This window comes from Bradyrhizobium sp. LjRoot220, assembly GCF_964252915.1.
Classification (GTDB): Bacteria; Pseudomonadota; Alphaproteobacteria; order Rhizobiales; family Xanthobacteraceae; genus Bradyrhizobium.
The window spans coordinates 499,919-524,559 of the sequence record NZ_CAXUPS020000002.1; the positions used below are offsets into that span (position 1 = coordinate 499,919).

At 62.1% G+C, this 24,641-nt stretch carries 24 protein-coding genes and 1 pseudogene; 14 read left to right on the top strand and 11 right to left on the bottom strand.

Going from position 1 to position 24,641, the window contains the following annotated elements:
- Positions 1-55 precede the first annotated feature (55 nt).
- The 3 genes from ACSQ84_RS10735 (at position 56) to ACSQ84_RS10745 (ending at position 3,921) form a co-directional block, all read left to right on the top strand.
- Entirely contained in the window at positions 56-1,102 is a 1,047-nt protein-coding gene (locus tag ACSQ84_RS10735) for a methyltransferase domain-containing protein (protein ID WP_436211634.1), read from the top strand.
- A 123-nt stretch (positions 1,103-1,225) separates the two neighbouring features.
- Positions 1,226-2,626 (top strand): hypothetical protein, encoded by a 1,401-nt coding sequence (locus ACSQ84_RS10740; RefSeq protein WP_436211635.1) that lies wholly within the window; start codon positions 1,226-1,228, stop codon positions 2,624-2,626.
- A gap of 89 nt (positions 2,627-2,715) precedes the next feature.
- Positions 2,716-3,921, top strand: a complete 1,206-nt coding sequence (locus ACSQ84_RS10745; RefSeq protein WP_436211636.1) for an O-antigen ligase family protein — start codon at positions 2,716-2,718, stop codon at positions 3,919-3,921.
- A 126-nt stretch (positions 3,922-4,047) separates the two neighbouring features.
- Here ACSQ84_RS10745 and ACSQ84_RS10750 read toward each other — a convergent pair whose 3' ends face one another.
- The 5 genes from ACSQ84_RS10750 to ACSQ84_RS10770 all read right to left on the bottom strand — a co-directional run bounded on the left by ACSQ84_RS10750 (position 4,048) and on the right by ACSQ84_RS10770 (position 8,764).
- The gene (locus ACSQ84_RS10750; protein ID WP_436211637.1) at positions 4,048-4,665 is read right to left on the bottom strand and encodes a transglutaminase-like cysteine peptidase; all 618 of its coding nucleotides are present in this window, start codon (positions 4,663-4,665) and stop codon (positions 4,048-4,050) included.
- A gap of 331 nt (positions 4,666-4,996) precedes the next feature.
- Positions 4,997-5,614, bottom strand: a complete 618-nt coding sequence (locus ACSQ84_RS10755) for a PilZ domain-containing protein (protein WP_436211638.1) — start codon at positions 5,612-5,614, stop codon at positions 4,997-4,999.
- Between the two features lie 199 nt (positions 5,615-5,813).
- Positions 5,814-7,778, bottom strand: coding sequence for a PAS domain S-box protein (locus ACSQ84_RS10760; protein WP_436211639.1), 1,965 nt, complete (start codon positions 7,776-7,778; stop codon positions 5,814-5,816).
- Complete coding sequence (locus ACSQ84_RS10765) at positions 7,759-8,175, bottom strand: response regulator (RefSeq protein WP_436211640.1); 417 nt, start codon at positions 8,173-8,175, stop codon at positions 7,759-7,761. Before ACSQ84_RS10765 ends, ACSQ84_RS10760 begins: the two co-directional genes overlap by 20 nt.
- A 220-nt stretch (positions 8,176-8,395) precedes the next feature.
- The gene (locus ACSQ84_RS10770; protein ID WP_436211641.1) at positions 8,396-8,764 is read right to left on the bottom strand and encodes a hypothetical protein; all 369 of its coding nucleotides are present in this window, start codon (positions 8,762-8,764) and stop codon (positions 8,396-8,398) included.
- A 147-nt stretch (positions 8,765-8,911) separates the two neighbouring features.
- Here ACSQ84_RS10770 and ACSQ84_RS10775 point away from each other — a divergent pair, with 147 nt between their 5' ends.
- Positions 8,912-9,685 (top strand): enoyl-CoA hydratase-related protein, encoded by a 774-nt coding sequence (locus ACSQ84_RS10775; RefSeq protein ID WP_436211642.1) that lies wholly within the window; start codon positions 8,912-8,914, stop codon positions 9,683-9,685.
- On the opposite strand, the gene ACSQ84_RS10780 is transcribed toward ACSQ84_RS10775, so the two are convergent.
- Entirely contained in the window at positions 9,672-10,232 is a 561-nt protein-coding gene (locus ACSQ84_RS10780) for a PAS domain-containing protein (RefSeq protein ID WP_436211643.1), read from the bottom strand. The two genes, ACSQ84_RS10775 and ACSQ84_RS10780, sit on opposite strands and share 14 nt — an antisense overlap.
- A 488-nt stretch (positions 10,233-10,720) precedes the next feature.
- Positions 10,721-10,976, bottom strand: a pseudogene (locus tag ACSQ84_RS10785) (GIY-YIG nuclease family protein).
- Between the two features lie 255 nt (positions 10,977-11,231).
- Between ACSQ84_RS10785 and ACSQ84_RS10790 the strand changes: the two are divergent.
- Together ACSQ84_RS10790 and ACSQ84_RS10795 are read left to right on the top strand one after the other, a co-directional pair.
- Entirely contained in the window at positions 11,232-12,029 is a 798-nt protein-coding gene (locus tag ACSQ84_RS10790; protein ID WP_436211644.1) for a rhomboid family intramembrane serine protease, read from the top strand.
- A 205-nt stretch (positions 12,030-12,234) separates the two neighbouring features.
- Entirely contained in the window at positions 12,235-12,663 is a 429-nt protein-coding gene (locus tag ACSQ84_RS10795) for a CBS domain-containing protein (protein ID WP_436211645.1), read from the top strand.
- A gap of 4 nt (positions 12,664-12,667) precedes the next feature.
- On the opposite strand, the gene ACSQ84_RS10800 is transcribed toward ACSQ84_RS10795, so the two are convergent.
- On the bottom strand, positions 12,668-13,729 hold the full coding sequence (locus ACSQ84_RS10800) for a patatin-like phospholipase family protein (protein WP_436211646.1): 1,062 nt from the start codon (positions 13,727-13,729) through the stop codon (positions 12,668-12,670).
- A gap of 302 nt (positions 13,730-14,031) precedes the next feature.
- Between ACSQ84_RS10800 and ACSQ84_RS10805 the strand changes: the two genes are divergently transcribed.
- From ACSQ84_RS10805 to ACSQ84_RS10835, 7 genes are all read left to right on the top strand, one after another.
- Positions 14,032-15,087 (top strand): hypothetical protein, encoded by a 1,056-nt coding sequence (locus ACSQ84_RS10805; protein WP_436212267.1) that lies wholly within the window; start codon positions 14,032-14,034, stop codon positions 15,085-15,087.
- 106 nt (positions 15,088-15,193) lie between these two features.
- A complete protein-coding gene (locus ACSQ84_RS10810; protein WP_436211647.1) occupies positions 15,194-15,781 on the top strand; it encodes a helix-turn-helix domain-containing protein in 588 nt (195 codons plus the stop codon).
- A gap of 324 nt (positions 15,782-16,105) precedes the next feature.
- Complete coding sequence (locus ACSQ84_RS10815) at positions 16,106-17,413, top strand: MFS transporter (protein ID WP_436211648.1); 1,308 nt, start codon at positions 16,106-16,108, stop codon at positions 17,411-17,413.
- Between the two features lie 17 nt (positions 17,414-17,430).
- Positions 17,431-18,051 (top strand): DJ-1/PfpI family protein, encoded by a 621-nt coding sequence (locus tag ACSQ84_RS10820; protein ID WP_436211649.1) that lies wholly within the window; start codon positions 17,431-17,433, stop codon positions 18,049-18,051.
- A 29-nt stretch (positions 18,052-18,080) separates the two neighbouring features.
- Complete coding sequence (locus tag ACSQ84_RS10825; protein WP_436211650.1) at positions 18,081-18,470, top strand: Rid family detoxifying hydrolase; 390 nt, start codon at positions 18,081-18,083, stop codon at positions 18,468-18,470.
- Between the two features lie 40 nt (positions 18,471-18,510).
- Positions 18,511-19,059, top strand: coding sequence for an MOSC domain-containing protein (locus ACSQ84_RS10830; RefSeq protein WP_436212268.1), 549 nt, complete (start codon positions 18,511-18,513; stop codon positions 19,057-19,059).
- A complete protein-coding gene (locus ACSQ84_RS10835) occupies positions 19,056-19,997 on the top strand; it encodes a PDR/VanB family oxidoreductase (protein WP_436211651.1) in 942 nt (313 codons plus the stop codon). The genes ACSQ84_RS10830 and ACSQ84_RS10835 overlap by 4 nt, the downstream gene beginning before the upstream one ends.
- A gap of 67 nt (positions 19,998-20,064) precedes the next feature.
- Here the strand turns inward: ACSQ84_RS10835 and ACSQ84_RS10840 are convergent, their stop codons facing one another.
- The 3 genes from ACSQ84_RS10840 to thrS form a co-directional block, all read right to left on the bottom strand.
- Positions 20,065-20,628, bottom strand: a complete 564-nt coding sequence (locus tag ACSQ84_RS10840) for a nitroreductase family protein (RefSeq protein ID WP_436211652.1) — start codon at positions 20,626-20,628, stop codon at positions 20,065-20,067.
- Between the two features lie 100 nt (positions 20,629-20,728).
- Positions 20,729-20,929, bottom strand: a complete 201-nt coding sequence (locus ACSQ84_RS10845) for a hypothetical protein (protein WP_436211653.1) — start codon at positions 20,927-20,929, stop codon at positions 20,729-20,731.
- Positions 20,929-22,971, bottom strand: a complete 2,043-nt coding sequence (gene thrS / locus ACSQ84_RS10850; protein ID WP_436211654.1) for a threonine--tRNA ligase — start codon at positions 22,969-22,971, stop codon at positions 20,929-20,931. The genes ACSQ84_RS10845 and thrS overlap by 1 nt, the downstream gene beginning before the upstream one ends.
- 681 nt (positions 22,972-23,652) lie before the next feature.
- On the opposite strand from thrS, the gene ACSQ84_RS10855 reads away from it, so the two are divergent.
- Complete coding sequence (locus ACSQ84_RS10855; RefSeq protein ID WP_436211655.1) at positions 23,653-24,591, top strand: hypothetical protein; 939 nt, start codon at positions 23,653-23,655, stop codon at positions 24,589-24,591.
- The last annotated feature ends 50 nt before the right edge of the window (positions 24,592-24,641 follow it).

Here is a 24,641-nt window from a genome sequence, read left to right on the forward strand (position 1 = left end):
GGATGCACCTGTCGCTCCGGCCGCGCCGGCGCAACCGAGGCAGTCCCTGAAGATCGTGACGAAGAACCTGCTTCGCGAGGTCACGCCGCCGATTGTTTGGCGGGCCGCCCGCTACGTCAGGCGTGCCACGCAACAGCCGGCGCCGACGGAGGAACTGCCGGCCCCGGCCCCGGCGCCGGCCAAGCCATTGCCCGAAGCGCCCAAACTTGAATACCGCCACGCGCTGGCGCTTGCAGCGCGCATTCCCGAACTGCAATCGTTCGGACTGTCCATCACGCCGGAAAATGCCGCCGCAATTCTGGATTTTTACAATGGCTATTTGCCATTGATCCGGCAGGAGTCTCGCGGTGCCCATTTGCGCACCTTGGCGGCCCGGCTCCGGAAATCGCTACCGGATCAATCCGACAGGATTGACGTCATCATTGCGCGCGCCAACCTGGCTGATGGCGTGGCTGATCGGGCGCAGCGCCTGAAGTCGGATCCGGACTCGGTAGTTGAACTGGTCCGGCAAACCGAAGCCTATGAGCGGGCTTACGGCGCGAAAATCGTCACGGAAAAATGGGGATCGGCGCCCTCGCGTGGCGCTTCCTTGCTGTATTATTTCGAAAATCATCCTTCGCTCGTGACCGGCAAGGACGTCCTGCATATTGCGCCGGAGCCGGAAACACGCGCCTGGCTGCCGACCGTCTGCCGCTATGTGGTCCTCGATGGCGTTCCCGACGAAGCCAGTGACGTGGCGGCCGACGTCACGCAAATCCCGTTACCTGATGGCAGCTTCGACACGATTCTTTGCCACCGCGTTCTCGAGCATATCCTCGACGACATCGCCGCAATGAAGGAATTTCACCGCATCCTGCGACCCGGTGGCATCCTCAATATGTCGGTCCCGCAGGCCGTGCATCGGCCGCAAACCGCCGAATGGATGGTGTTCGACGAAAGCCATGACTGGCACGTCAGGCAATACGGCGCGGATTTGCCCGACCGGCTCGAAAGCGTGGGCTTTGCGGTTCGGCCGGTACTGTGGTTATGCGAACAGGCCCGCGAGGACCTCCTGGCGCGAAACGCGCTTCCGATGCGGATGTATGAGGCTGCGAAACGATAGCTCCGTGTCAAGCAACCGGACTGTCGGTGGCGTGTTGCGGCGGCAAGGATGTACCCCTCTTGCGCCCCGGACGGCCGCGATGCTAGCCGGTAGGCCTTTGACCGCAAGGTAGTTTGAGGCAACGTGTCGGATTTGCTGGGATCGCTGACGCGCGGCCGGGAGGCGATTTTCGGCGCCGTATTTGCGACGTTTATCACGCCGCACTCGGCGATCGTGCTGTTGTTCGGCCTTGCCGGGTTGCCCGGCCACGGGCTTTTCACCGGCCTGTTTCTTTCTCTCACCACCGTGCTGGTCTGGTGTTCGACCGTCCGGCGTGACTTCGCAATATCGGCGCTGGACTACCTGTTCGCAGCGTTCGTGGCTGTGGTCGTCGGCTCCGTCCTCAGCAATGGAATGACGGCGGAGCCGAAGGAATTCGTACTGCTGATACTCGCGCTGTCGGCCTATCCCGCCTGCCGCTTCATCCGTCCAGGCGACTTGACCCGCGGCAGCGATGCCTTCGTCGGTGTCCTGTCGGTCTTGGTATTGATCGGCGCGGCGGTGACGCTGGGGACGCTGGTCGAGCAATGGAACGGATTTCGCAGCAAGCCGATCATTCTCGGCTTTGATGCTGCTCCGATCTACTTCCTTCAATCGCTGAGCTACCTGATTTTTGCCGTCCTGATGATGCGACAGCTGACCGCCTTCAGGACGTTGATGCTGTCGCTTCTGCTGATGATCCCGCTTGCCGTCTTTGCGGCATCTTTTGTCCGCTTCATGTTTGTCGCACTCGTTGCAACGCTCATGGTTGCCGTGGTTTCGAGCGGCACGTGGCGGCGAAACAACATCCTGATCGTCATCGCCGCCATCGTTCTGAGTATCGCCGCCGGATTGTCATCCCGCTCGGAGCACATCGCGCGGTATGCGACTTACGCGATTGGCGGTGACCAGACCGCTCCGGTGGCAGCACCTCCGGCCGGAGCACCGGCGCAAAAAGCAAACCAGGGGGCAGGGCCGCAGCTCGAACCTGCGGGACAGCCGGCGCAACAGGCCGTGCCACAGCAAGCCCAACCGCTTGGTCCGCAAAACCTTGCGCCGAGTTGCTCCTCCGACGCGAACGTCAATGTGGACAATTCCATCGCGATAAGGAAGGTTCTGCTGCGCGACATGGCGTTTATGCTGCCGGGCGCCGGGCTGTTCGGGCATGGCCTGGATGCTTTCATGAGGGTGTCATGCATGAAGGGGCACCAGGTTCACAATTCGGCGCTGCAGGCGTTGGTCGAATTCGGATGGCTGGGCGGAATTCTTTTCAGTGCGCTGCTTGCGACGAGCCTGTGGTCGATTACGCGGGCGGCGAAGCGCGATGGTGCGAGCAGGTTCGTATTTTGCTGCCTGATATTCGTCGTTCTGCTTTGCCTGGCGCATGGCCGTCTTAGCCGCGAGGCGGCTTTGTTCGCATGGATCGGGGTCGTCGCCGGCGTGACGCAGCGAGCCCGATCACCGGCCACGCAGCCGGCGGACTCATGCGTGTCGCGATGCCCGTGATCCCCGCGTCTGGCGCAGCGCGCGCAAACGAGCTGTTCCGGGCGGCCACCGGATCGCGCTTTTGGGCAATTTGGGTCGATGTCTACCCTTTGCTGATTGCCGCATCGATTCCGTGGTCGACGACGGCCGTCAGCGTGTTCTTGTTGATGTGGTTTGTCGTACTGCTGCCGACGATTGAGCCGGTGCAATTTGGCAGGGTGCTGCGGACTCCGGCGGCGCTGGCGTCCGTCGCCCTGGTGGCGTTGGCCGTGGCAGGAACGTTGTGGGCCGACGGGCCCTGGCTGAACAGATGGCAGGGCGTGGCGCCGGCTGCAAAATTTCTGGTGCTGCCGTTCCTGCTTTATCACTTTGCCCGATCGAAGCGCGCCGACTGGGTCGGCAAGGCGTTTCTGGTTTCATGCACGCTGTTGCTTGCGTACTCATGGATCATCTTTGTCGCGCCGGAGTGGCAGTTCACCAGGGCCCACGGATTTGACACCACCGGCGTACCCGTCAGGAACACGATCGATCAAAACCAGGAATTCGTGCTTTGCTGCTTTGGGCTGGCAGCCGCGTCGATATACGCGTTCCGGGAGCAAAGAGTGCTCGTTGCGGCGATGCTCGCAGCACTTGCCGCGGCATTTCTGGCGAACGTGCTTTTCGTCGCGCTGGCGCGCACATCGCTGGTTTATCTCGGCGTCATCGCGGTCGCGTTTGCGATATGTTTCTTTGAGCGGCGTGCGGCACTGCTGGTGCTGTTCGGGTTGGCGGCGGCGATCCCGGCCATCTGGATCTCATCGCCTTATCTTCGAAACAGGATCGAGCACGTTGCGGTCGAGTATCGGGAGTATCGCGAAACCAACCGGCCGACTTCAACCGGACAGCGGCTTGCCTATTGGTCGCAGTCGATCGACTGGATCCGGGAGGCGCCGGTCGTCGGTCACGGAACCGGATCGGCGCGGCAATTGTTCGGCGCCGCCGCGATCGGCAAACAGGGCGCATGGGCGGACAAGATCGCCAATCCCCACAACCAGACCCTCTATGTCGCAATCCAGTGGGGAGTGCTGGGATGTGTGGTTCTGTTTGCGATGTGGATTGCCCATTTTCGCCTGTTCATGGCGCGCGCCGGGCTTGCGGCCTGGATCGGCGCAGTGGTCGTTACCCAGAACGTGACGAGTTCGCTGTTCAATTCCCACCTGTTCGACTTCGCGGAGGGGTGGTTGTACGTCATCGGCGTTGGCGTTGCCGGAGGCGTCATGCTGCGGAATAGCGCGGCGCTTGCGCGTGAGACGCCTGCTAAATCGCAACGGGCGTAGAGCCGGCGTTAGTTCCCAAAAAAGTTGCGGCCAGCCATTGGGGGATGGCTGGCCGCGCGCGAACCGGTCTGGGACGGGGAGGGGTGGGGATGTGACCGGGTCGCGGGTTCGTAAAATTCCTTTTCGTTAGCGATCGCGAGAGCTGGCGGTAGCGACCGCGGGGCGGTTATCGCCGAGCGAGACCCACAGATTGGGGTCGCTCTGCGACTGACGCTTGACGAAGCGGTAGCCGGTCTCGGTCCAGGCGAGGACGTTTTCGTTCTGGTTGTCGAGCACGTATTCGCCCTTGTCGGTCTTGACCGTGAGCACGGCGTGGCCTTCGCCCTTCTTGTCGCGTACCACCGTGATCAGCAGAGCTTCGCGCGGCCAGCCGGCGTCGATCAGCATCTTGCGCTTCAGCAGCACATAGTCCTCGCAGTCGCCGTAACCGTCAGCGGGCAGGGACCATTTCTCGATCACACCCCAATGATCCATGTCGGTGATCGGCTTGATCGTCTCGTTCACCCACTTGTTGACCTTCAGCAAATCGCGCCATGCCGTCTGCGAGAGCACGATGTCCCGCGGCTGCGATGTGCCGCCGCGGCAGTCGCCGGGATTTTCGGCGCAGAAATCGACCCAGCCGATCGGCGAACGCGTGGTATCGCCAAGGCTGGCATAGTGTGCGTCGCCCGCTTTCGCCGAGACGCTCATCCCCAGCAGGATGGCGGCAACCGCCAATCCCTTCCCCTGTCCCCTGAACAACATTGTGGCCCCCGTTTCTTGTTGGGACCATGTTTCGCACAAAGGTTTTGCGCCGCCGCTAAGTACGCCAAGTACATTCGATACGAATACAAGTAAAAGGCGAGGCGAATTCGATCTATACTTGAATAAAGTTCGACTAAAATTTGAGACAACTGCAATTGATTCAAATTTTACGCATTAACGCGCCAGGGCCTGCCGCAGCGGCACTTCTGGTTGCAAAAATTGCCGGCGTTAACCTGGTTTGGCGGACGCCAGAGCGCACGAAGGCGGCATCCGGCAACGCGGATACCGCCTTTCGAGGTCGATAAATCAGGGATTTTGGCCGGTTGGCGCTTTACCGCGCGCTAACCGCGTCTTCGAGGTTCTCGGCAATCTGCTCGTGGACGAACTCGAGCGCGAAGCCTTCTTCGAGGTTTCGCACCACCCGGGACTGCACCTTGCCCAGCATCACCAGCGATTTCAGCGGCGGGCGGTTTTCCGCGGCAATCGCCGCACCGGACGCCGAGAGGTCGATGATCCGGCAGGTCATCTTGCTGCCGTCCTCGAGCGTGAGCAGCGCGATCGGGTTGCGCGGCACGATACGGTCGTGGCGGCGGTCTTCCGGCAGATTGAGGATATCGCGGTTGGCCAGCCAGGTGAGCTGGGCGGCGAGCTTGTCGCGTTTGCGCGCGGTCGCCCCCACCGTCATGGCAAAACCGTTGTCGATGATGCGGGTGATCTTGCCCTCGACCCGGCCGATATGGTCGAGGTAGGCGATCACGCGGTCGCCGACATTGCCGATGCCGGGCGCCAGCAGGGCCAATCCGCCCGGCGACATATTGATGATCTGGCAAGGAAATTCGCGCCGGTCCGGCAGCATGTAACGGCCGAGCAGATGAACCTTCACGCGCTGGAAGCGCCGTCGCTCCTGGGCGACCGGGACAGTGGATGATTTTTTTTGCGCAAACGACATTCTTCGCCACCCGACGTCCGGTCCTTCGGCGTCAGGAAGACCCTAAGGCCGACAGGGTTAACGATGCGTTATCGGCGGTTGCATCAAGTGTGGGCACTGGCAGTGACAAGCTGGCGCGATCCGGTCGGCCGCAAGCTTGCGCATGGCTGCAATTGCGCGAAAACAAGCGTGTCCGCGCTCTGCGGCGCCGCGATGCCGGTTAAATCCCGGTCGGCTTCCCCAGCGCGTCGCGCACGCGGAGCGCGAGTCCGGCCTTTCGATAGGGTTTGGTAAGGACCAGGGATTCGCCGTTGGCCCGGCCATGTTTGATCAGGGTCTCCAGGGCATAACCCGAGGTCAGAACCACCGGCAGTCCGGGCCGCGTCCGCTTCGCCTGATCGGCCAGCTCCCAGCCATTGATGCCGCCGGGCATCACCACATCGGTAAAGAGAACATCGACATGAATATCCGTGCCGAGCTTTTGCAGCGCGTCGTTGCCGTCCACCGCGGCGATCACGGTGTAGCCGAGACTCGTCAAACACCTCACCGCAAAGGTCCGGACAAAGACGTCGTCCTCGACCACGAGCACCGTCTCGGTGCCGCCCGCCATCGTCTGACCTGCATCAGCCCGATCTCGAGACGGCTTTCGCGGTATGCGGCCTTGCTGTACCGGCAAGTACATTCGCACCGTCGTGCCGAGCCCGGGTTCGCTGTAGATCGAAACATGCCCGTTCGACTGCTTCGCGAAACCGTAGACCATGCTGAGGCCCAATCCTGAGCCCTTTCCGACTTCCTTGGTGGTGAAGAACGGTTCGAAGACCCGCTCCAGCACCTCCCGGGACATGCCCGAGCCGGTATCTGTGATGGCGATCAGAACATATTCTCCAGGCCTGACCTCCGGGTGCAGCTTCTGGTACTGGTCATCGAGCGAGGCGCCGGCCGTCGTCAGGGTGAGGCGTCCGCCGCCGGCCATGGCGTCCTGGGCGTTGAGCGCAAGGTTGAGGATGGCCGACTCGAGCTGGGCGGGATCGGCGAAGGCCGGAGCAACCTCGAGGTCGAAATCGATCCTGATCTCGATGTCTTCGCGCATCGTCCGCCGCAGCAGCTTGTGCATGGAATCGAGCAGATTGTTGCAGTCGATCTCGACCGGGCGGAGGGTCTGGCGGCGGCTGAACGCCAGCAGCCGCTGCGTCAACTCCGCGCCCCGCTCGCCGGCCCGGCCGATGTCCTCGGCAAGCTGTTGCAAATCCGGCCTCGGCTTGAGCTCGTCGCTGAGACATTCCGAATTGCCGACGATGACCGTCAACAGGTTGTTGAAGTCGTGAGCGATGCCGCCGGAGAGCTGTCCCACCATCTCCATCTTCTGCGCCTGCACGAGTTGTTCTTCGGTTTTCTTGCGCTCGGTCAGGTCGTGGATGATGCCGACAAAGATGGCGGCGCCGTCCTGCTTGGCCTCGCCGACCGACAGGTCCATTGGGAAGGTTGAACCATCGCTGCGCTGGCCCGTCACCTCGCGGCCGATCCCGATGATCTTACGCACCCGCGTCTTGTGAAAATTATCGAGATAGCCGTCATGCTCCGAGCGATATGGCGGCGGCATCAGCATCTTGACGTTCTGGCCGACGACCTCGTCCGCCTGATATTTGAAGAGCCGTTCGCATGCCGGGTTGAACATCAACACGCAGCCGTGCTCGTCGATCAGGATGACGCCGTCCACGGCGGTCTCGACCACCGCCTTGAGCCGCGCCGCGCCCTCGCGCAGCGCTTTGCCGACCCGTTCGCGTTCGGTCAGGTCGTGAATGATGCCGACGAAGTACGATTCTCCATCCTGCTTTGCCTCGCCGACCGCGAGATCCATCGGGAACGTCGAACCGTCCTTGCGCCGGCCGAGCACCTGGCGGCCGATGCCGATGATCTTGCGTATGCCGCTCTGGTGGAAATTGTCGAGGTAGCGGTCGTGCTCGTCGCGGTACGGCGGCGGCATCAGCACCTTGACGTTCTGGCCGATCACCTCGCTGGCGTCGTAGCCGAACAATCTCTCGCAGGCCGGGTTGAACATCAACACGTTGCCGCGGGCGTCGATCAGAATCAATCCGTCGACCGCCGTGTCCACCACGGCCCGAAGCAACGTCGCATCGATTCCTGCCGGTCCCGGCGTCGGACTGCTACGAGTATCTTGCAACATTTTCCAGGTGAGCCCTGTTCTCCGAGAGGCAGGAATGGATCACGGTGAGCAATGCCGTTGGCGTGAAGGGTTTGCGCAGACAGCGAGATGCGCCGAGTTCCAGCGCCATGCTCAGGAAGTCCGGTGCGGGGGAGCGGTTTTCAGCGAAGACGTAACCGGAAATGGCGATCAGCGGAACGACCGGCGCACGTTGATGAAACAAACGGACCGATTCAAAGCCGTTCATATGCGGCATGAAGATATCGACGATCATCACATCGAACGCCGCCTGCTCCAGGGCGCTCAGTCCGGTCGCCGCGCCGTCCGCGACGACGACGTCGAAATCCCTGTCCTCCAACCACGTGCAAATCGCGGCACGGATCATCGGATCGTCGTCGACGACCAGAATGCGCGTCATAGCAGGCCCCCCAGAGTTGTCGGCTTTCTCGCGCTTTGGTTGCAACTCCGTCGAATCACTCGACATGCAGCGTCGAGCCAAAACCCGGGCGTGTCTGCCTGCTGATGGGTATACGGGTTCCAATATCGTTGATTTCAGAACAGTGCGGCGGGGCGCGGGCGCATGATCGACCCTGGCGCAGGTCCCGCCGAACGCCGGCCTCAGCGCCGCTTGGTTGCGGCTACTTCTGAACCAGCTGATTGAGATCCTGCTTGATCGAGTTCAGCAGCGACTCCAGCCGTTCCTGCCTGAAGGCAGGTTGCTCCGGAATGGAGACGTGAACGGGCTGTTGAGGGATCACGGGCTCTGCGAGGATCACGGGCTCTTCGCGGGTGACGGTCTGTGCGGGCGGTTCAGCGGGAGCGGAGCGAACCGGTCGCGCAGGAAACACCGGCCGCTCCGGAAACACTGATCGAGCGGGCTCTTCGGTCGGCGCGCCGGCTTCAACGAACTCGCCGTGCAAAACATCCTCGCGCCGTCCCATCAACCACAGGACTGCCCAATAGCAAACCGCCAGCAAAATGACGCAGAAAATACCGATCTCAAACATCGCTCACGTCCAATCCGGCCAGTATCCCGGTAACGGCGGTTTTCGGCAAGAGCGCCGAAAGCGATTGTTTGTCAGTGCGTTGTTTCGGTACCATCTTGATTAATGCCGCGTCCGGCCGGGCCCGGCCGAACAATGGGGAGGAGTGCGATGCCGGGAGTGAAGCGGGAACGCGACGATGCCGTTGGCGTGCTGACGCTGGATGAGCCTGCGACGCTGAATGCGATGACGCCCGATCTCCTGGGCGACCTCGCCCTCGCCATTGGCGAGATGACCGAGGACTCCGGGGTGCGGGCGCTGGTCCTGACCGGTGCCGGCCGCGGCTTCTGTTCCGGCCAGAACCTCAAGGCCGCGGCAGTCCTCGGCGACGACATTGTCGACGGGGTGATGCGGTACTACTGGCCGACGTTCGCCGCGCTGCGCGAATGCAAGGTGCCGGTCGTGGTGGCGGTCAATGGCGTCGCGGCCGGCGGCGGCTTCAGCCTCGCGATGGCGGGAGATGTGATTGTCGCGGCGCGCTCGGCAAGCTTCATTCAGGTGTTCAGCCGGATCGCGCTGGTGCCGGATCTGGGCTCGACCTGGCTGCTGCCGCGCCTGGTCGGCCGGCAACGTGCGCTCGAGCTGATGATGACGAATGAGCCGCTGTCGGCAGAGCTTGCAAAAGAATGGGGACTGGTCCGGGAAGTGTTCGATGACGCGGCGCTTCGCGACGGCGCGCTGGCACTGGCGCGCAAGCTTGCCAACGGTCCGACGCGGGCGCTGGTTGCGACGCGTCGTCTGATCGAGGAGAGCGAACACACCAGCTATGCCGATCAGTTCCGGCGCGAAATCGAGATGCAGGCCGACATCCGCAACAGTGCCGATGCGATCGAGGGACGCAACGCGTTTCTTGAAAAGCGCGCCGCGCGATTCAGCGGCCGGTAATTCCTTCGTAGACCATAAAGCCGCGCGCGAGGGCGAGCTTGCGCAAGGCGCGGGGCACCAGTTTCTCCGGCCGGTGCAAATAGCGCCACGACGTCAATTTGAAATCGCGCAGTGCGCCAAGGTCACCTTCGAACGGCGCCAGCAGGCCGGTGAGGCTGATCGGCGCGTGCGCGCGGTTGTTGAACGGCAGCAGCAGCAATTCGAGGTGCGCGGTTCTGCCGTCTGCCGAGGTCGCGGTGACGCCGGCGATCGCCGCCAGCATTTCTTCGGCGACGTAAGTCACGACGTCTTCGATTTCGCGGCGGCTCTCGGGCGCGAACAAGGCCGAGAAGCTGGTGTCCTTTACATCGCGGCCGAGCAGGGCGCAGACGCGCGTTCCGGCGACGCGGAACGGAAAACCGCTCTCGTTTTCGTAACCCAGCACGAAGATATCGCCGAGCAGTTCGCGCACCGCGCCGGGTTCGATCTCGCTGCGGTCAGGAGCCCGCGCGTGGCCGCGTTTTGCGTCCCAATAGGCGAAAAACTGGCGGCTCGATGGATGTTTCATTCGTTGGCCTTGCCCTGCCCGTGGCTTGACGGGACACCTCTGTCCCGATTTTGCGCACGCGCTGTCCCTTGTTTGTTGTGCAGGACAGGCTTTGCAGCGTCCATGCCGTGGACGCCGTTCGGCCGCCTCCGTGGCGGCTTTGCGTTGTTAACGTTAAATTAACTATGAGATTGGCGATCCCGGCGCGGTCTGCTTAGAGTGGAACGCATCGGACCCGGCCGGCTTATCTCCAAGTTACCGGCTCGCTTGGTACACAGGTGGCGTCAAACAGTTTGGTCATCGCGCGGGGAGGGGTGGGGATGTGTATCCCTGGCTCCAGGGGCGCGAAAAGATCGACAAGATGAGGGAGGATGTTCTCAGCATCCTCCCTTTATTCTTTGGTCTCCAATCTCGTGTCCCGGACGCGGCGCAGCGCGCCTTCGCGGTGCACCGCAGAGCCGGGACCCATCTCGACATGTGGATGGACCCCTCGCCAGCAGCGCACGGCGCTACGAATTGAGTTGATCCGCCAGATCCCGCCAGTCCGGATTAAGCTTCTCGATCAACTCGATCTTCCGGGCACGGCGCCAGCGCTTCATCGCGTGTTCTCTCGCGCGAGCTTCAAAAATGGAATCGTACGCTTCGAAATAGACCAGCAAATCGATGCCATTCGGCGATGCGGCGGGGGAGATTGTTGGTGACGCCGACGTAGAGCGTTCCGTTCCTCTTACTCGCGAGGATATGAACGAAAAAGGGCGTGTCCATGCAGGTTTACCGGATGTGGGCATAGGCTGGACACAGTCTCGCAAGATCGAAAAGCTCTGCCAATGCCGGTGGGTCCCCCGATGCGCAATTGCGCATCTGAGCTCTGCGGTGCATCGCCAAGAGGCGCTGCTCCGGGTCCGGGACACGAGTATGCACCCCGCGCATTTGTGTACTTGCACCGCGCTGGCAAAGCCGCCTATCTGGGTCGATTATTCCCGAAAGCCGTCTCTAAAGGTCTCTTAAGGTCCCTGGCCCTTGGAATCCCAGTCCGAAACCCCGCTTGAAGCCCCGCCGGACGATCCGCGCGAGCCGATCCTGACCCTGCCCGGGGCGGTGACGGCCTATATCGCGCTGATCGCGCTCATTCACCTGCGGGTGCTGCTGTCGCCGGAACTCGAGAACTGGACCATCGACGTCTTCGGCTTCATTCCGAAGCGCTATGATTCGACGCTGCTCAACATCGATTTTCCCGGCGGCGCGGGCGCCAAGGTGTGGACCTTCGTCACCTATTCGTTGCTGCACGCCAACCTCACCCATCTCGGCTTCAATGTGCTGTGGCTGTTGCCGTTCGGCAGCGCGCTGGCGCGCCGGTTCGGCGCGTTGAGGCTTTACGTGTTCATGATCGTGACGGCCGCGGCGGGCGCGCTCGCCCACCTTCTCACCCATGAACACGCGATCGCACCGATGATCGGCGCTTCGGCCTCGGTGTCCGGCGCCATGGCGGCCGCCATCCGCTTCGCCTTCGTGAAGGGAAGCTTTCTCTCGTTCAGCCGCGGCGACGCCGATGCCGCGGCGAAGGTTCCGGCGCTGTCGCTTGGACAGGCGTTTCGCGACACCCGCGTGCTGGGCTTTCTCGGCGTCTGGTTCGGCATCAACATCGTCTTCGGCCTCGGAGCGATTGCGATCGGCGCCGACGGCGGCAGCGTGGCCTGGCAGGCGCATATCGGCGGATTCCTCGCCGGCCTGATGCTGTTTTCGCTGTTCGATCCGGTGCCGCGGGCGGCGCCTTATGCTGCAGATGCGTCGTCGCCCGACGAGGCCGATCGCGTCTGATCGTCGCTTGCGGCGCACCGCGATTTCATTCATCATCCTGACATCTCGTGACACAAGACAAAGCCGTTGCCATGCAGGACAGCGCGCTGGTTGACCGCGCTTGAACGAAGGCTCTCGAAGCGAGTTCGGCGCGGAACTGTTGATTGAAGACTCGCGAACACGTCGAGCCCCTAAAGGGGGCGCGCACCGATTCAGGGAGACGACAATGACGGTACGTGCAATTCTCGATTCCAAAGGCCATCACATCCTGAGCGTCGAACCGGACGCCAAGCTCTCGGCCGCGATCAAGCTCCTTGGCGAGCGCAAGATCGGCGCTGTGCTGGTCATGGACCAGGGACACCTCGAAGGCATCCTGTCGGAGCGTGACATCGTCCGCGTGCTCGGCGAGCGCGGCGCCAGGGTGCTCGATGAGCCGGTCAGCGCCGTGATGACGCGCAAGGTCGTCAGCTGCCGGGAGTCCGACACGGTCAGCGGCATCATGGAAATGATGACGCTGGGCAAGTTCAGGCATTTGCCCGTCGTCGAGGACGGCAAGGTGGTCGGCCTGATCTCGATCGGCGACATCGTCAAGCGCCGTCTCCACGAATATGAAGCCGAGCAGGAAGCGCTGCGCGACTACATCAAGACCGCCTGAGTTCCTATTTCTTGTCTTGTCCGGCCCTGTCGGCGGCGGCGCCGGCATCGCTGGCTTGCGGCGCCAGAATATGGATCGCTTCCTGGATGGAATCGATCGCACGCTCGGCCGCGCGCTCGCCATAGGCGATCAGATCGTCGGCGCGGTGAAAATCGAACCAGCCGATCTTGCCGACACGGGGTGAAATCAAAAGATCCGGCGGATCGCCGGCCAGCCGCGCGCGGGTGATGCGGTCCTGCATGATGTTGAAGGCGTCGACCATGACGGTGGAAATACCCGGTCTGCCGGGCCCGCCGAAGAACTCGCGCTTCATGGTGCGCTCGGCGGAGAAGAACTTGCCGAGGCCGCGCCGCGGGGCTGCGGGTTCGGGGAGAACCTCCGGTACGACCGCAACCGAAACGTCAGCGGACGGACCGTGGGAATAGATCGTCGTCGAGTGGGTGAAGACGTCGCTGGACAGGTTGGCGGCGATGACGATTTCGGCGCCGAAGGCACGCGCCGCCGACACCGGAACCGGATTGACCAGCGCGCCATCGACCAGCCAGCGGTCGCCGATCAGAACCGGTGAAAATATCCCGGGCAGCGCATAGGAGGCGCGCATCGCGTCCACCATGCGGCCATGGGTCAGCCAGATCTCGTGGCCGGTGCGCACTTCGGTGGCGACGGTGGCGAATTTCACCGCCAGGTCCTCGATCAGGGTCTGGCCGACCGTCGCCTCGAGCCCGGCGGCGAGCTTGGCGCCGCCGATCAGGCCGGAGCCGTTGAGGCGGATATCGAGATAGCCGAAGATATTTCGCGGCTGCAGGCTGCGCGCCCATAGCTCCAGTTTATCGAGATTTCCGGAGGCGTAGGCGCCGCCGACCACCGCGCCGATCGAGGTCCCCACCACGACATTGGGCATGATGCCGTGCGCGAGCAGCGTTTTGATGATGCCGATATGGGCGAAGCCGCGCGCGGCGCCGCCGCCAAGCGCCAGCCCGATCACGGGCCTCCGGATACTGCCGAGCCCCACCTCGTCGTGGCCGTCGGAGCCCTTTTGGCCGCGGCCCATCCAATTATCCAACACCAAGAACTCTCCTGCGGCTCAAAGCCTATTCGCCGCGGCTCAGCCACGCCAGAATCGCCCCCAGGAATTCCTGCCCCCAAAGAATTCCTCACGAATTCGCTATGCATGGTTTATGCCCGGCCAAAGCGGCCTAGGCGGGGATTATGACTGGACCACGACCGCTGGATCAACACTGGGTTTCGACACGGGTTCCTAGCCCGCCCAAGCCTTCCCAAGCCTTCCCAAGCCTTCCCAAGCCTTCCCAAGCCTTGGGCCCGCTTTGCAGGCTTGAATTTGCCGCGTTTTCGGTGAAAAGCATGGCCATGACTTGGCGAGGCAATGGCAGCGGCATGAACGGGGGCGCATGGCGACTTTTCCGGTCGCTTCTGCTTGCGCCGGCGTTGCTGGTTCCGGGTGCGGTTTCGGCCCAGATGTTCTCCGATCGCCCGCCACCGGTGCCGCCGTCCAACATTCCCGATGCGCCCTCGGGTCCGGCGATGAACCTGGCGCCGCCAGGCGCAATTCTCACCCTGCCGCCAACCCTGACGCAGCCAACCATCGCGCAGCCGTCGGTCACCACCGTCCCGCCGGTGGTGCCGCCGCCGGGCGCCGCGACGGCCGGCCAGGCGGTGCTGTCATTGACGGCGCGCTACGGCAAGGACTTGCCGGTCATCAATAACGGGCTGGTGTGGCGGGTGTTCGCGGACAAGCCCGACGATAACGGCACGTTCAAGCTGATCCGCGAGGAGCGCGGCGCGACGCCGAACATCGTGCTGCCGCCGGGCAATTATGTCGTGCACGTCGCGTTCGGCCTCGTCAGCGCGGTGCGGGCGGTGAGCCTGAAGTCGGAGACCGATCGCGAGTCGTTCGTGCTTCCGGCCGGCGGCCTGCGCATCGAGGGCCGCGTCGGCACCAGCAAGATTCCGCCGAACCAGATTTCGTTCGCGATCTACAAGGGCAGCCAGTTCGACGGCGCGGAGCGGACCTCGCTGGTGCCCAACGTCGCCGCCGGCGATGTCGCGCTGCTGCCGGAGGGCACCTATTACATCATCTCCAATTACGGCGACGCCAATTCCGTGGTGCGCTCCGACATCCGCGTGCAGGCCGGCAAGCTGACCGACGTGATCGTCACCCATCGCGCCGCGGTGATCATGCTGAAGCTGGTCAGCGACAAGGGCGGCGAGGCGCTGGCCAACACCGCCTGGTCGGTGATCACCCCGGGCGGCGACGTCATCAAGGAATCGATCGGCGCGTTTCCCCGCGTCGTGCTGTCCGAAGGCGAATACCGCGCCATCGCCAAGAACGAAGGCAAGGTGTTCGAGCGCGCGTTCAATGTGGTGAACGGCGTTGACGGCGAGGTCGAGGTGGTGGCGCGGTGAGCGCGTGTGTGACCGCTAGCCGTAGGACAGACCAACTAAGCCGACTTGTCCGCCGCAGCAAAAGCCCATTAAAAGGGGCTGCGGCAAGCGCAAGGGATTCACGGCTTTGAGTACTGAAAATTTGCCAGACAATTCTCAGCTTTCGGTTTTGGCCGACGAGATTCGTCATTTTCGCAAAAAGAACCATTTCTCACTCGAGATGCTTGCTGACGCATCCGGTGTGAGCCGTTCAATGATATCCAAGATTGAGCGCTGTGAGACGATCCCTTCGACCGTGATTCTATCAAAGCTCGCGGAAGCGTTGGGCGTCACGTTTTCGCAGTTGATGGCCCCGGCGGTTGAACGTGAGATCGTTCATATACCGGCCGCGCGCCAGCCGGTTCTGCGAGACGATGAATCCGGCTTTCTACGCAGATGCATTTCACCGGTGCTGCCGGGGCGCGGCATCGATTGGGTTCTCAACACGCTGCCGCCGGATGCCGAAACCGGGAACTTCGTTGCTCATCGCCGAGGCGTTGAGGAATACATTTACGTTCTGCGCGGACGCATCCGCGTAACGATCGGCGATCAGCACGTGACGCTGAACCAGGGAGATTCCCTGTATTTCCAAGCAGACGCCGACCACTCATTCTTGAACCTGGGTAAGACCCAGTGCGAATATTTTCTGGTGATCGACACCTCGAAAGTGCGATAAAAATCTACTGCATTAGAAATTATTCCATTATGAGGTCGGCGACAGGCCGCGGTCTTTCGCGGTAGGGGGAGCCGCGCCCTTGCCGAAACCGACGATATTCTTCGCCAGGGCCGTTGCGGCTGCTCCCGGACCCGGATCTGATTTTGACGGCTATTATGCAGAATTTTTGTGCATTCTCGCATCAAACTGATCATTGGCGCGGCCACAGGAGCAAAATCCGGCTGGTTCTCTCCAAAATTCCCGGCACACCGCTTGCATCCACCATACTGGAAAAGCGTCCTCTATAGAGGAATTATTCCTCTGGCTTTTAACCAGGAGTTGGAAATGAGCATAGCTGCAACCATATCTGACACGCGAACGGCCGGCTCGAAAATGCGATCGATCGTGTTTGCGAGCAGCGTCGGCACCATCATCGAGTGGTATGATTTCCTGATTTATGCGACCGCGGCGGCGCTCGTATTCAACAAGGCATTCTTTCCGACCATCGATCCGCTGGCGGGGACATTGGCGGCGCTGGGCACCTATGCTGTGGGTTTTCTGGCGCGTCCGCTCGGCGGCGCGTTGTTCGGGCATTTCGGCGATCGCCTCGGACGCAAATCGATGCTGGTGCTGACCATGTTCATCATGGGGCTGAGTACGTTCTGCATCGGCCTGCTGCCAAACTACGCATCCATCGGCGTGCTTGCTCCAATCCTTCTCATTCTGCTGCGCATCGTCCAGGGCATTGGCCTTGGCGGCGAGTGGGGCGGTGCTTCCCTGATGGTTATTGAGCACTCCCCAGCCGATAAACGCGGATTCTACGGCAGCTTCGTCCAGATCGGATTTCCGATCGGATTGGTGCTTGCAACATTGGTCTTTGCGCTGGCGACGAAGCTTCCCGAAGCTGATTTTCAGTCCTGGGGCTGGCGTATTCCGTTCCTTGCCAGCATCGTCCTGCTGGCCCTCGGCACATTCATTCGATCCAGGATCCCGGAGACGCCCGTCTTCGAGCGAATGAAAGCGACTGACTCGTTCTCAAAAAATCCGGTTGCCGAAGTCGTCGGCAAGAACTTCAAGACCTTCCTGATCGCCGTGGGACTGAAGCTGTCGGAAGTCTCCTGGGTCTACATGCTGACGGTATTCGTCGTCGTGTACGCGACCACGAAGCTGGCCCTGCCCAAGCAATTGTTGCTCGATTCCGTCATGTACGCGGCGCTGTTCGAATTGGTCACGTTGCCGATGTTTGGCTGGCTGTCGGACAAGATCGGCCGTCGCCCACTCTTCATATTGGGTGCAATCTTCACCATGGCCTTCGCATTTCCCCTGTTCTGGATGCTGGAGACCAAAAGCGTTGCCATGGTGACAGCCGCGATCATCATTGCGATGAATTTCGGCCACGGCATGATGTTCGGATTGGAGTCGACCTATTTCCCCGAATTGTTTGGTCCACGCGTGCGCTATAGCGGCGCTTCGTTCGGATTCCAGGTCGCGGCAGCGATTGGCGGCGGCTTCTCGCCGATCATCGCAACGGCACTCGTCGGGTACTTCGGTGGAACGGCGGGCGTCTCGGTCATGATGATCGGAATTGCGCTCATCACATTGTGGGCTGCGCTTGCCGCCCGGGAAACCAAGGACGACGCACTTATCGGCTGAAACAGGATTGGTTCAACATGCTGTTCGGAATATTCATCTACGACGGTGTTGAGCCGATCGATCTTGCAACTTTCGGCGTGCTTTCCATGGCGCGCCGAATAGTTCCGCAGATTGAAATCTGCACCATCGCGCCAAAGGCGGGGATCGTCCGATTGTCGAACGGGCTCGACGTCGTCGCGCAGTTCGGAATAGTGGACGCGCCGGTCTGCAACATCGTCATCGTGACAGGCGGTCCGGGCTGGGAGGATCAGTCGCGATCCTCCGCAACGCTTGAGTACATCCGACGTATCCATGCGTCGAGCAAGGTAGGGTCGGTATGCACAGGCGCCATGATCCTGGCGGCGAGTGGCGTTCTCGATGATGCGGCGGCCACGACCAAAAGATCCGTTGTCCCGCCTGAGGTTTCGCCACTCGTGCGAATGCGCGACATGTATCCACGGATCGATGTTCGCGAAGCGCCGATCGTCGATACGGGCGCCGTTGTGACCGGAGGCGGCGTGTCGCTCTGCATCGATACGACACTTCATATCCTGGGCGACCTGATCGGCGAACAAGTCGCCCATGAGACCGCACGCATTCTTGAATATCGGCGCGCCCGCGAGGCAAACAGGAACGCCGCAGCATTCCTTGCGGGATAAACCAGATTCACCAGCCAACAGGAGGCACCATGCACACCAAATCTATCGTCAGCACCGTCAAAGCGGCACCGGCGGCGGGGCCCTACTCGCAGGCCACGCGCACGGAACAATTCGTGTTTGCGTCCGGGCAATTGCCGATCGAACCGGTTTCCGGAAGCATTCCTGACGGCATCGAGCAACAGACGCGACAGTCGCTCGTGAACCTGTCGGCGGTTTTGGAAGCCGGCGGCGCTTCCTTCGCAAGTGTTCTCAAAACGACCGTGTTTCTCAAGAACATGAACGACTTTGCCGTAATGAACGGAATCTACGCCGAGTTCTTCAGCGATAAGCCGCCCGCGCGATCGACCATCGAAGTCGCACGTTTGCCAAAGGACGCTTTGGTCGAAATCGAAGCGATTGCCTTGTGCACGAAAGGATAGTCCCGTGAACGTCCCCTCGATCCATCGACCGCCACCCAAGATGACGGAGGCATTCGAGCATCCTGCCGGGTCCGTTGCCGTCAGGAAAGCTGGCGGTGCAACCCAATGGCGGGGCAAACTGCTTCACATCCATGTCGCGCCCGGCGCCAGCTATGAGATGGAAGAACGACAGGAGGCCGAGTGCGTTGCCGGCCGGGGGATCGTTGGCGATCGCTATTACGAGGGAACCGGGACCTATTCACCGAAGCCTGACGTGCGCGAAGTGACACTCATCGAACAGGAGGCGCTCGACGCGCTTTCGCGCAACGATCCCCCGTTGCAGGACGGGGGGATTGCGCTCGAGCCGTGCGATCACCGGAGGAATCTGACGGTGATAGGCGTGCCGCTCAATCACCTGGTTGGGCGTCGGTTTAAGGTCGGAGACGTCATTTTGCGGGGTGGCCGGTTGAATTTTCCCTGCAAATATCTCGAAGAACTGCTGGGGCTCCCGGTGTTCCTTCCGCTCTATAATCGCTCCGGCTTGAACTGCGGCATCGAGCGCGGCGGCATCATCAGGCCCGGCGACGCCATAGAGCTGCTGGACCAATGACCGCACGTCTCATCATGAAGTTGCGTGTTGAGAAGATGCGGCTCGCAACGCCGGATGTTCTGCACATGCAACTCGTTCATCCGCTTCGACCGGCTCTTCCGGAATGGTCTGCCGGCGCGCACGTGGATCTGCGCATGCCGGATGGCCGCGTGCGGCAATACTCGTTGTGCGGCGATCCCGCTGACCGCTCCAGATACGAGATTGCCATCAAGCGCGAGGCGACGGGTCGTGGGGGATCGATCTGGGTTCACCAGAACGTCCATGAAGGCGCTGAGGTGCATATCTCCGCACCACGAAATAATCTTCCGCTGAGCGCCACAGGCGCGCGCCATATTCTGGTCGCTGGCGGCATCGGTATCACGCCTTTGCTGTCAATGGCCCTCACTTTGAAGCGCGGCGGTCGGGATTTTACCTTGCACTATTGCGCGCGGTCGGCGTCCGAGGCGCCGTTGCTTGCTGAACTCAGGGACATTTGCGGACCAAGCCTGCAATGCTGGTTCTCCGAAAGTGGTCCGCGCTTTGATCCGGGAGCAATCGGACCATATGACGGGGATACGCACGTCTACGTCTGCGGGCCACAACGGCTTCTGGATGCCGTGCAGTCGGCCTTGAGCGAATGGCCCGAAGATCACGTTCACGCTGAGGTCTTTCAAATGACGGTCGACGAGAACTTCAAGTCCGAGCCGTTCGAAGCGACGGTTGCTTCGACGGGTCAACGATTTCTCGTGCCTGCCGACAAGTCGTTGCTTGATGTGCTGCGTGACAACGATTTCGCAATGCCGTCATCCTGTGAAATGGGTGTCTGCGGTTCCTGCGAATGCGGATATCGCGATGGCCTGGTGCTGCATCGCGACAAGGTGCTGCCGACATCTAAGCGGCAGGATCGGCTGATGCCGTGCGTGTCGCGCGCCCGCGTCAGCGTTACGCTCGATCTCTGAACTCGGAACCTGTCGCCTCCAGGGAGGCGGCGGGTTAGGTCACAGAGACTCCATGACGCTGTCTGGACTAAAACCGCGTCACGATATCCGACAGTGCCGGGCGAGGGCGGTCCTCGGCGGGTTTCGACGGCGTGCCGATATGGATGAAGCCGGCGAGTTTCTCGTCCGGCTTGACGCCGAGGCCGTCGAGCACGTCGCGGTCGAACGCGAACCAGCCGGTCAGCCAGTTGGCGCCATAGCCGAGCGCGGTTGCCGCGGTGACGATGTTCATGGCGCTGGCGCCGGCGGACAATTGCTGCTCCCACGCCGGCACCTTGGGATGCGGCCTGACGAAACTTACCACCGCGATCACCAGCGGCGCGTCCATCAGCCGGCGTTTCTCCATCTCGATATCGGCCGCCGGCGCCCCCGGATTTTTTCGCGCGAACACCTGTGCGATGACATCGCCGGCGCGCGCTCGGGCGTCGCCCTCGAACACGATGAAGCGCCAGGGCGTCAGCTTGCCGTGGTCGGGCACCCGCGAACCGATGGTCAGGATGGTGTCCAGTTCGTCGGCCGAGGGGCCGGGGCCGCTCATCTCGCGCGGCTTGACGGAGCGGCGCAGTTTCAGGAGTTCAAGGGCATCGGGCAATGTGGGGCTCTTTCGTCGAACGGGATCGGGCGATTGCCTACACTAACATGGGGAGACAACGAAGCCGCCGAAAGCCAGTTTAGACCGATTGTGACAAAGGTTAGGGCTTGCGGGCCGGCATCTTCGCCGCTCGCTCCAGCAGGTCCTTGCCGAGGTCTTCCAAAATTTCCCGGCTTGCCAGAAACAGGCTGTGGCCCTGGTCGGTTTCGATCGCCAGCGCCACCACCGTCGGCTGGTTGGGATCCGGGATCAACTGGTAAGCCCGGATCGGAAACGCCGGAAGCTCCTGCTCGTCGGTCATCAGGCCTCCAGCCGTGCCCGCTTGACGTCCGGCGGGGTGGCTTCCTCGACCAGCGCTGCCAGCGCCTCGTCGGTCGGCATCACCTTTTGGCCTTCGCTGCCGAGGCGGCGGACCGAGACCGAATGAGTCTCGGCTTCCTTCTTGCCGACGACGAGAAGCGCCGGGATTTTCGCCAGCGAGTGTTCGCGGACCTTGTAGTTGATCTTCTCGTTGCGCAGGTCGATCTCGACGCGCAGGCCGGCGCGGCGCGCGGCGGCCGCGACCACCTTGGCGTATTCGTCGCCTTCCGAGGTGATGGTGGTGACGACGGCCTGCACCGGCGCCAGCCAGAGCGGGAAGTTGCCGGCAAAATGCTCGATCAAGATGCCGATGAAGCGCTCCATCGAACCGCAGATCGCGCGGTGCACCATGACCGGCACCTTTTTGGAGCCGTCGGCGTCGATGTAGAACGCGCCGAAGCGTTCCGGCAGGTTGAAGTCGACCTGCGTGGTGCCGCACTGCCAGTCGCGGCCGATGGCGTCGCGCAGCACATATTCGAACTTCGGCCCGTAGAATGCGCCTTCGCCGGGATTGATCGCGGTCTTGATGCGGTTGCTGCTGGCCTGGATTTCCGACAGCACGGTGGCCATCACGCGTTCGGCATGATCCCACATCTCGTCGGTGCCGACGCGCTTGTCCGGCTTGGTCGAGAGCTTGATCGTCAGCTCGCCCTCGAAGCCAAAGTCCGCATAGGTCGACAGGATCAGGTCGTTGATTTTGAGGCACTCGTCGGCGAGTTGCGCTTCGGTGCAGAACACATGCGCGTCGTCCTGCGTGAAGCCGCGCACGCGCATCAGGCCGTGCATCGCGCCCGACGGCTCATAGCGATGCACCACGCCGAATTCGGCGAGGCGCAGCGGCAGGTCGCGGTAGCTCTTCAGGCCGTGCTTGAAGATCTGCACGTGGCCGGGGCAGTTCATCGGCTTGAGCGCAAACCAGCGCTTGTCCTCGGCCTCGTCGCCGGCCGATTGCGCCGCGAACATGTTCTCGCGGTACCAGTCCCAGTGGCCGGAAGTCTCCCACAGCGACTTGTCGAGGATCTGCGGCGCGTTGACCTCGCTGTAGTCGCCGGTCAGGCGGCGGCGCATATAGGCGATCAGGGCCTGGAACACCGTCCAGCCCTTGGCGTGCCAGAACACCACGCCGGGGCCTTCTTCCTGGAAGTGGAACAGATCGAGTTCGCGGCCGAGCTTGCGGTGGTCGCGCTTTTCGGCCTCCTCGATCTGCTTCAGATAGAGGTCGAGGTCTTCCTGCTTTGCGAACGCCGTGCCGTAGATGCGCGTCAGCATCGGGTTGTTGCTGTCGCCGCGCCAATAGGCGCCCGCAACCTTCATCAGCTTGAAGGCGTTGCCGACCTTGCCGGTCGAGGTCATGTGCGGCCCGCGGCAGAGGTCGAACCAGTCGCCCTGGTAATAGATCTTGATCGGCTCGTCGCCGGGAATGGCGTCGACCAGTTCGACCTTGAAGGCCTCGCCCTTATCGCGAAACACCTGCTTTGTCTTTTCGCGCGACCAGACTTCCTTCGTAAACGGTTTGTCGCGCGCGACGATCTCGCGCATCTTCTTCTCGATCGCGGCAAAATCTTCCGGCGTGAACGGCTCGTTGCGGAAGAAGTCGTAATAGAATCCGTTCTCGATCACGGGGCCGATGGTGACCTGGGTGCCCGGCCACAGCGACTGCACCGCTTCGGCGAGCACGTGCGCGGCGTCATGGCGAATCAGTTCCAGCGCGCGGGGGTCGTCGCGGCTGACGAACTCGATCCTGGCATCGCCCGAGATCGGATCGTCGAGATCGGTGACCACGCCATCGAGCGCCATCGCCACCGTGCGCTTGGCCAGCGACGGCGAGATGCCCTTGGCGATCTCGAGCCCGGTAATGTCATGGGGGAATTCGCGCTTGGCGCCGTCGGGGAAGGTGAGGGTGATTTTTTGCACGGGTTCGGCCGGTTTCAGGTTCGCAAGGCCAAATTGGAATCCCGGTGCGGGTGCATTGCTGTCAGGCATTGGCGTCTCCTTGAGCTCACTCCTGCGAACGAGCGCAGGTAAGCGGGAACAGGCGGTATAGCAGGGGATTCGGCGCCTGCAATCGGGCAATATCAAGAAAATCGCCGGTCCCGATCGGATTGCGGTGAACGGTCGGAGCGGCGCAACCCAAGACCGGCACAACGAACGCCAAAAAGGCAGTCGGCGGCTCGCGCCACGTTTTTGATGCTCAGCGCCTTGATCGGGCAGAATGTTGCCGCATCCACTGGTTGCCGTTGCATGGACTTGGTAGTGATGGTTTGTTAGCTGTTTCCAAGATGTTTTGCCTGTCTCTCGTTTGATTTTTGAGCCCCATGACGCTGCGCGCAATTTTGGCCGTAACCTTCGTCCTGATTTCGGCATCGGCGTTGGCGGCTCCTCCTATCGCGCGGCATGTGTCCACCCCGCGGCTTGTGCCCGCCGTGCGGCTGGCGCCGACCGCGCGGCCGGTACCCGCCAAGCCGATGGCACCGCCGATGGTGTTCTACGTCGTCAAGGGCGCCCGATGCCTGCGGCCCCGGCTGCGACAGCTGGATTGCGGCCGAGGGGCAGATCGATGCGGCCGCGGCGGCGCGCTTCCGGAAATTCCTGCGAAAGGTCAGGGAGCGCAACCTGCCGATCTATTTCGCTTCGCCCGGCGGCAATCTGGACCAGGCGGTGGCGATGGGCGCGATGCTGCGCGAAAAGCCCGTCATCGCCAGGGTGGCGCGGACGGTGGTGAAGGAGTGCGGCTTCGAATCGCAGAACGGCGATCTCTGCCTCAAGCTGAAGCAATCGGGCCGTGAACTCCACGGCGATCTCTGGACCCGCGGCGCGAATTGCAACTCGGCGTGCCCCTATCTCCTCCTCGGCGCCAGCACACGCGAGATCGCTCCCGATGCGGTGCTTGGTGTGCATTCTCCCAAGGTGACGGTGTGGTTCCGCGGTGCGGGAACGCCGACGGCGCAGATGCGGGTCGCGGCAACCGAACGGGGGATGCAACGCGCCGACCGCATACTCCACAGCTATATCGCCAGGATGGGGGCCGACGTCGGATTGCTCCGCCTCGCAAGCACCGTCAAGTTCGAGGACATGCACGTTCTCACCCGCGAGGAGATCGCCCGCTTTGGCATCGACCGGCGCGAACTCGTGGAGACGCCGTGGGTATTCGAAAGCATCGGCCGCGGCATGGTGCGCAAGACCGTCACGAAGCGAAGCGAAAGCGACAATGCCTATCGCATGTCGCAGTGGCGGCTGTTCTGTTTCAGCACCGAGCAGTTCGAACTGGATTTCCAGCGTCCGGCCGTGAGTTCGTCGGCCTTTCCGACGATCTCGATTTCAAATAGCAGTTCGCTCGCGCAATATTTCAGGTCGCCGGCCAAGGTGCCGGGATCGCAAACCTGGGCGCTGCGCATGACCAGGGCCACGCTACAGGCGCTGGCAAGCGAGCCGCAGTTCGATGTCACCGAAACATCACAGGGGCAGGATGGACGCTGGCGGGCGCAGAAGGCCAGCTTTTCCAGCGAAGGACTGGCGGGCGCGCTGGACCGCTTGCTGGCGACCTGTCCGCCGCCGAAAACCACCGTGCAGGCGGTCGGTTCGCGTGACAGCGTCGCGAAGTAGCTCACCCGTCCAATAGTCCAAGGAGACTTCAAGCAAATTTCCAACGGTTC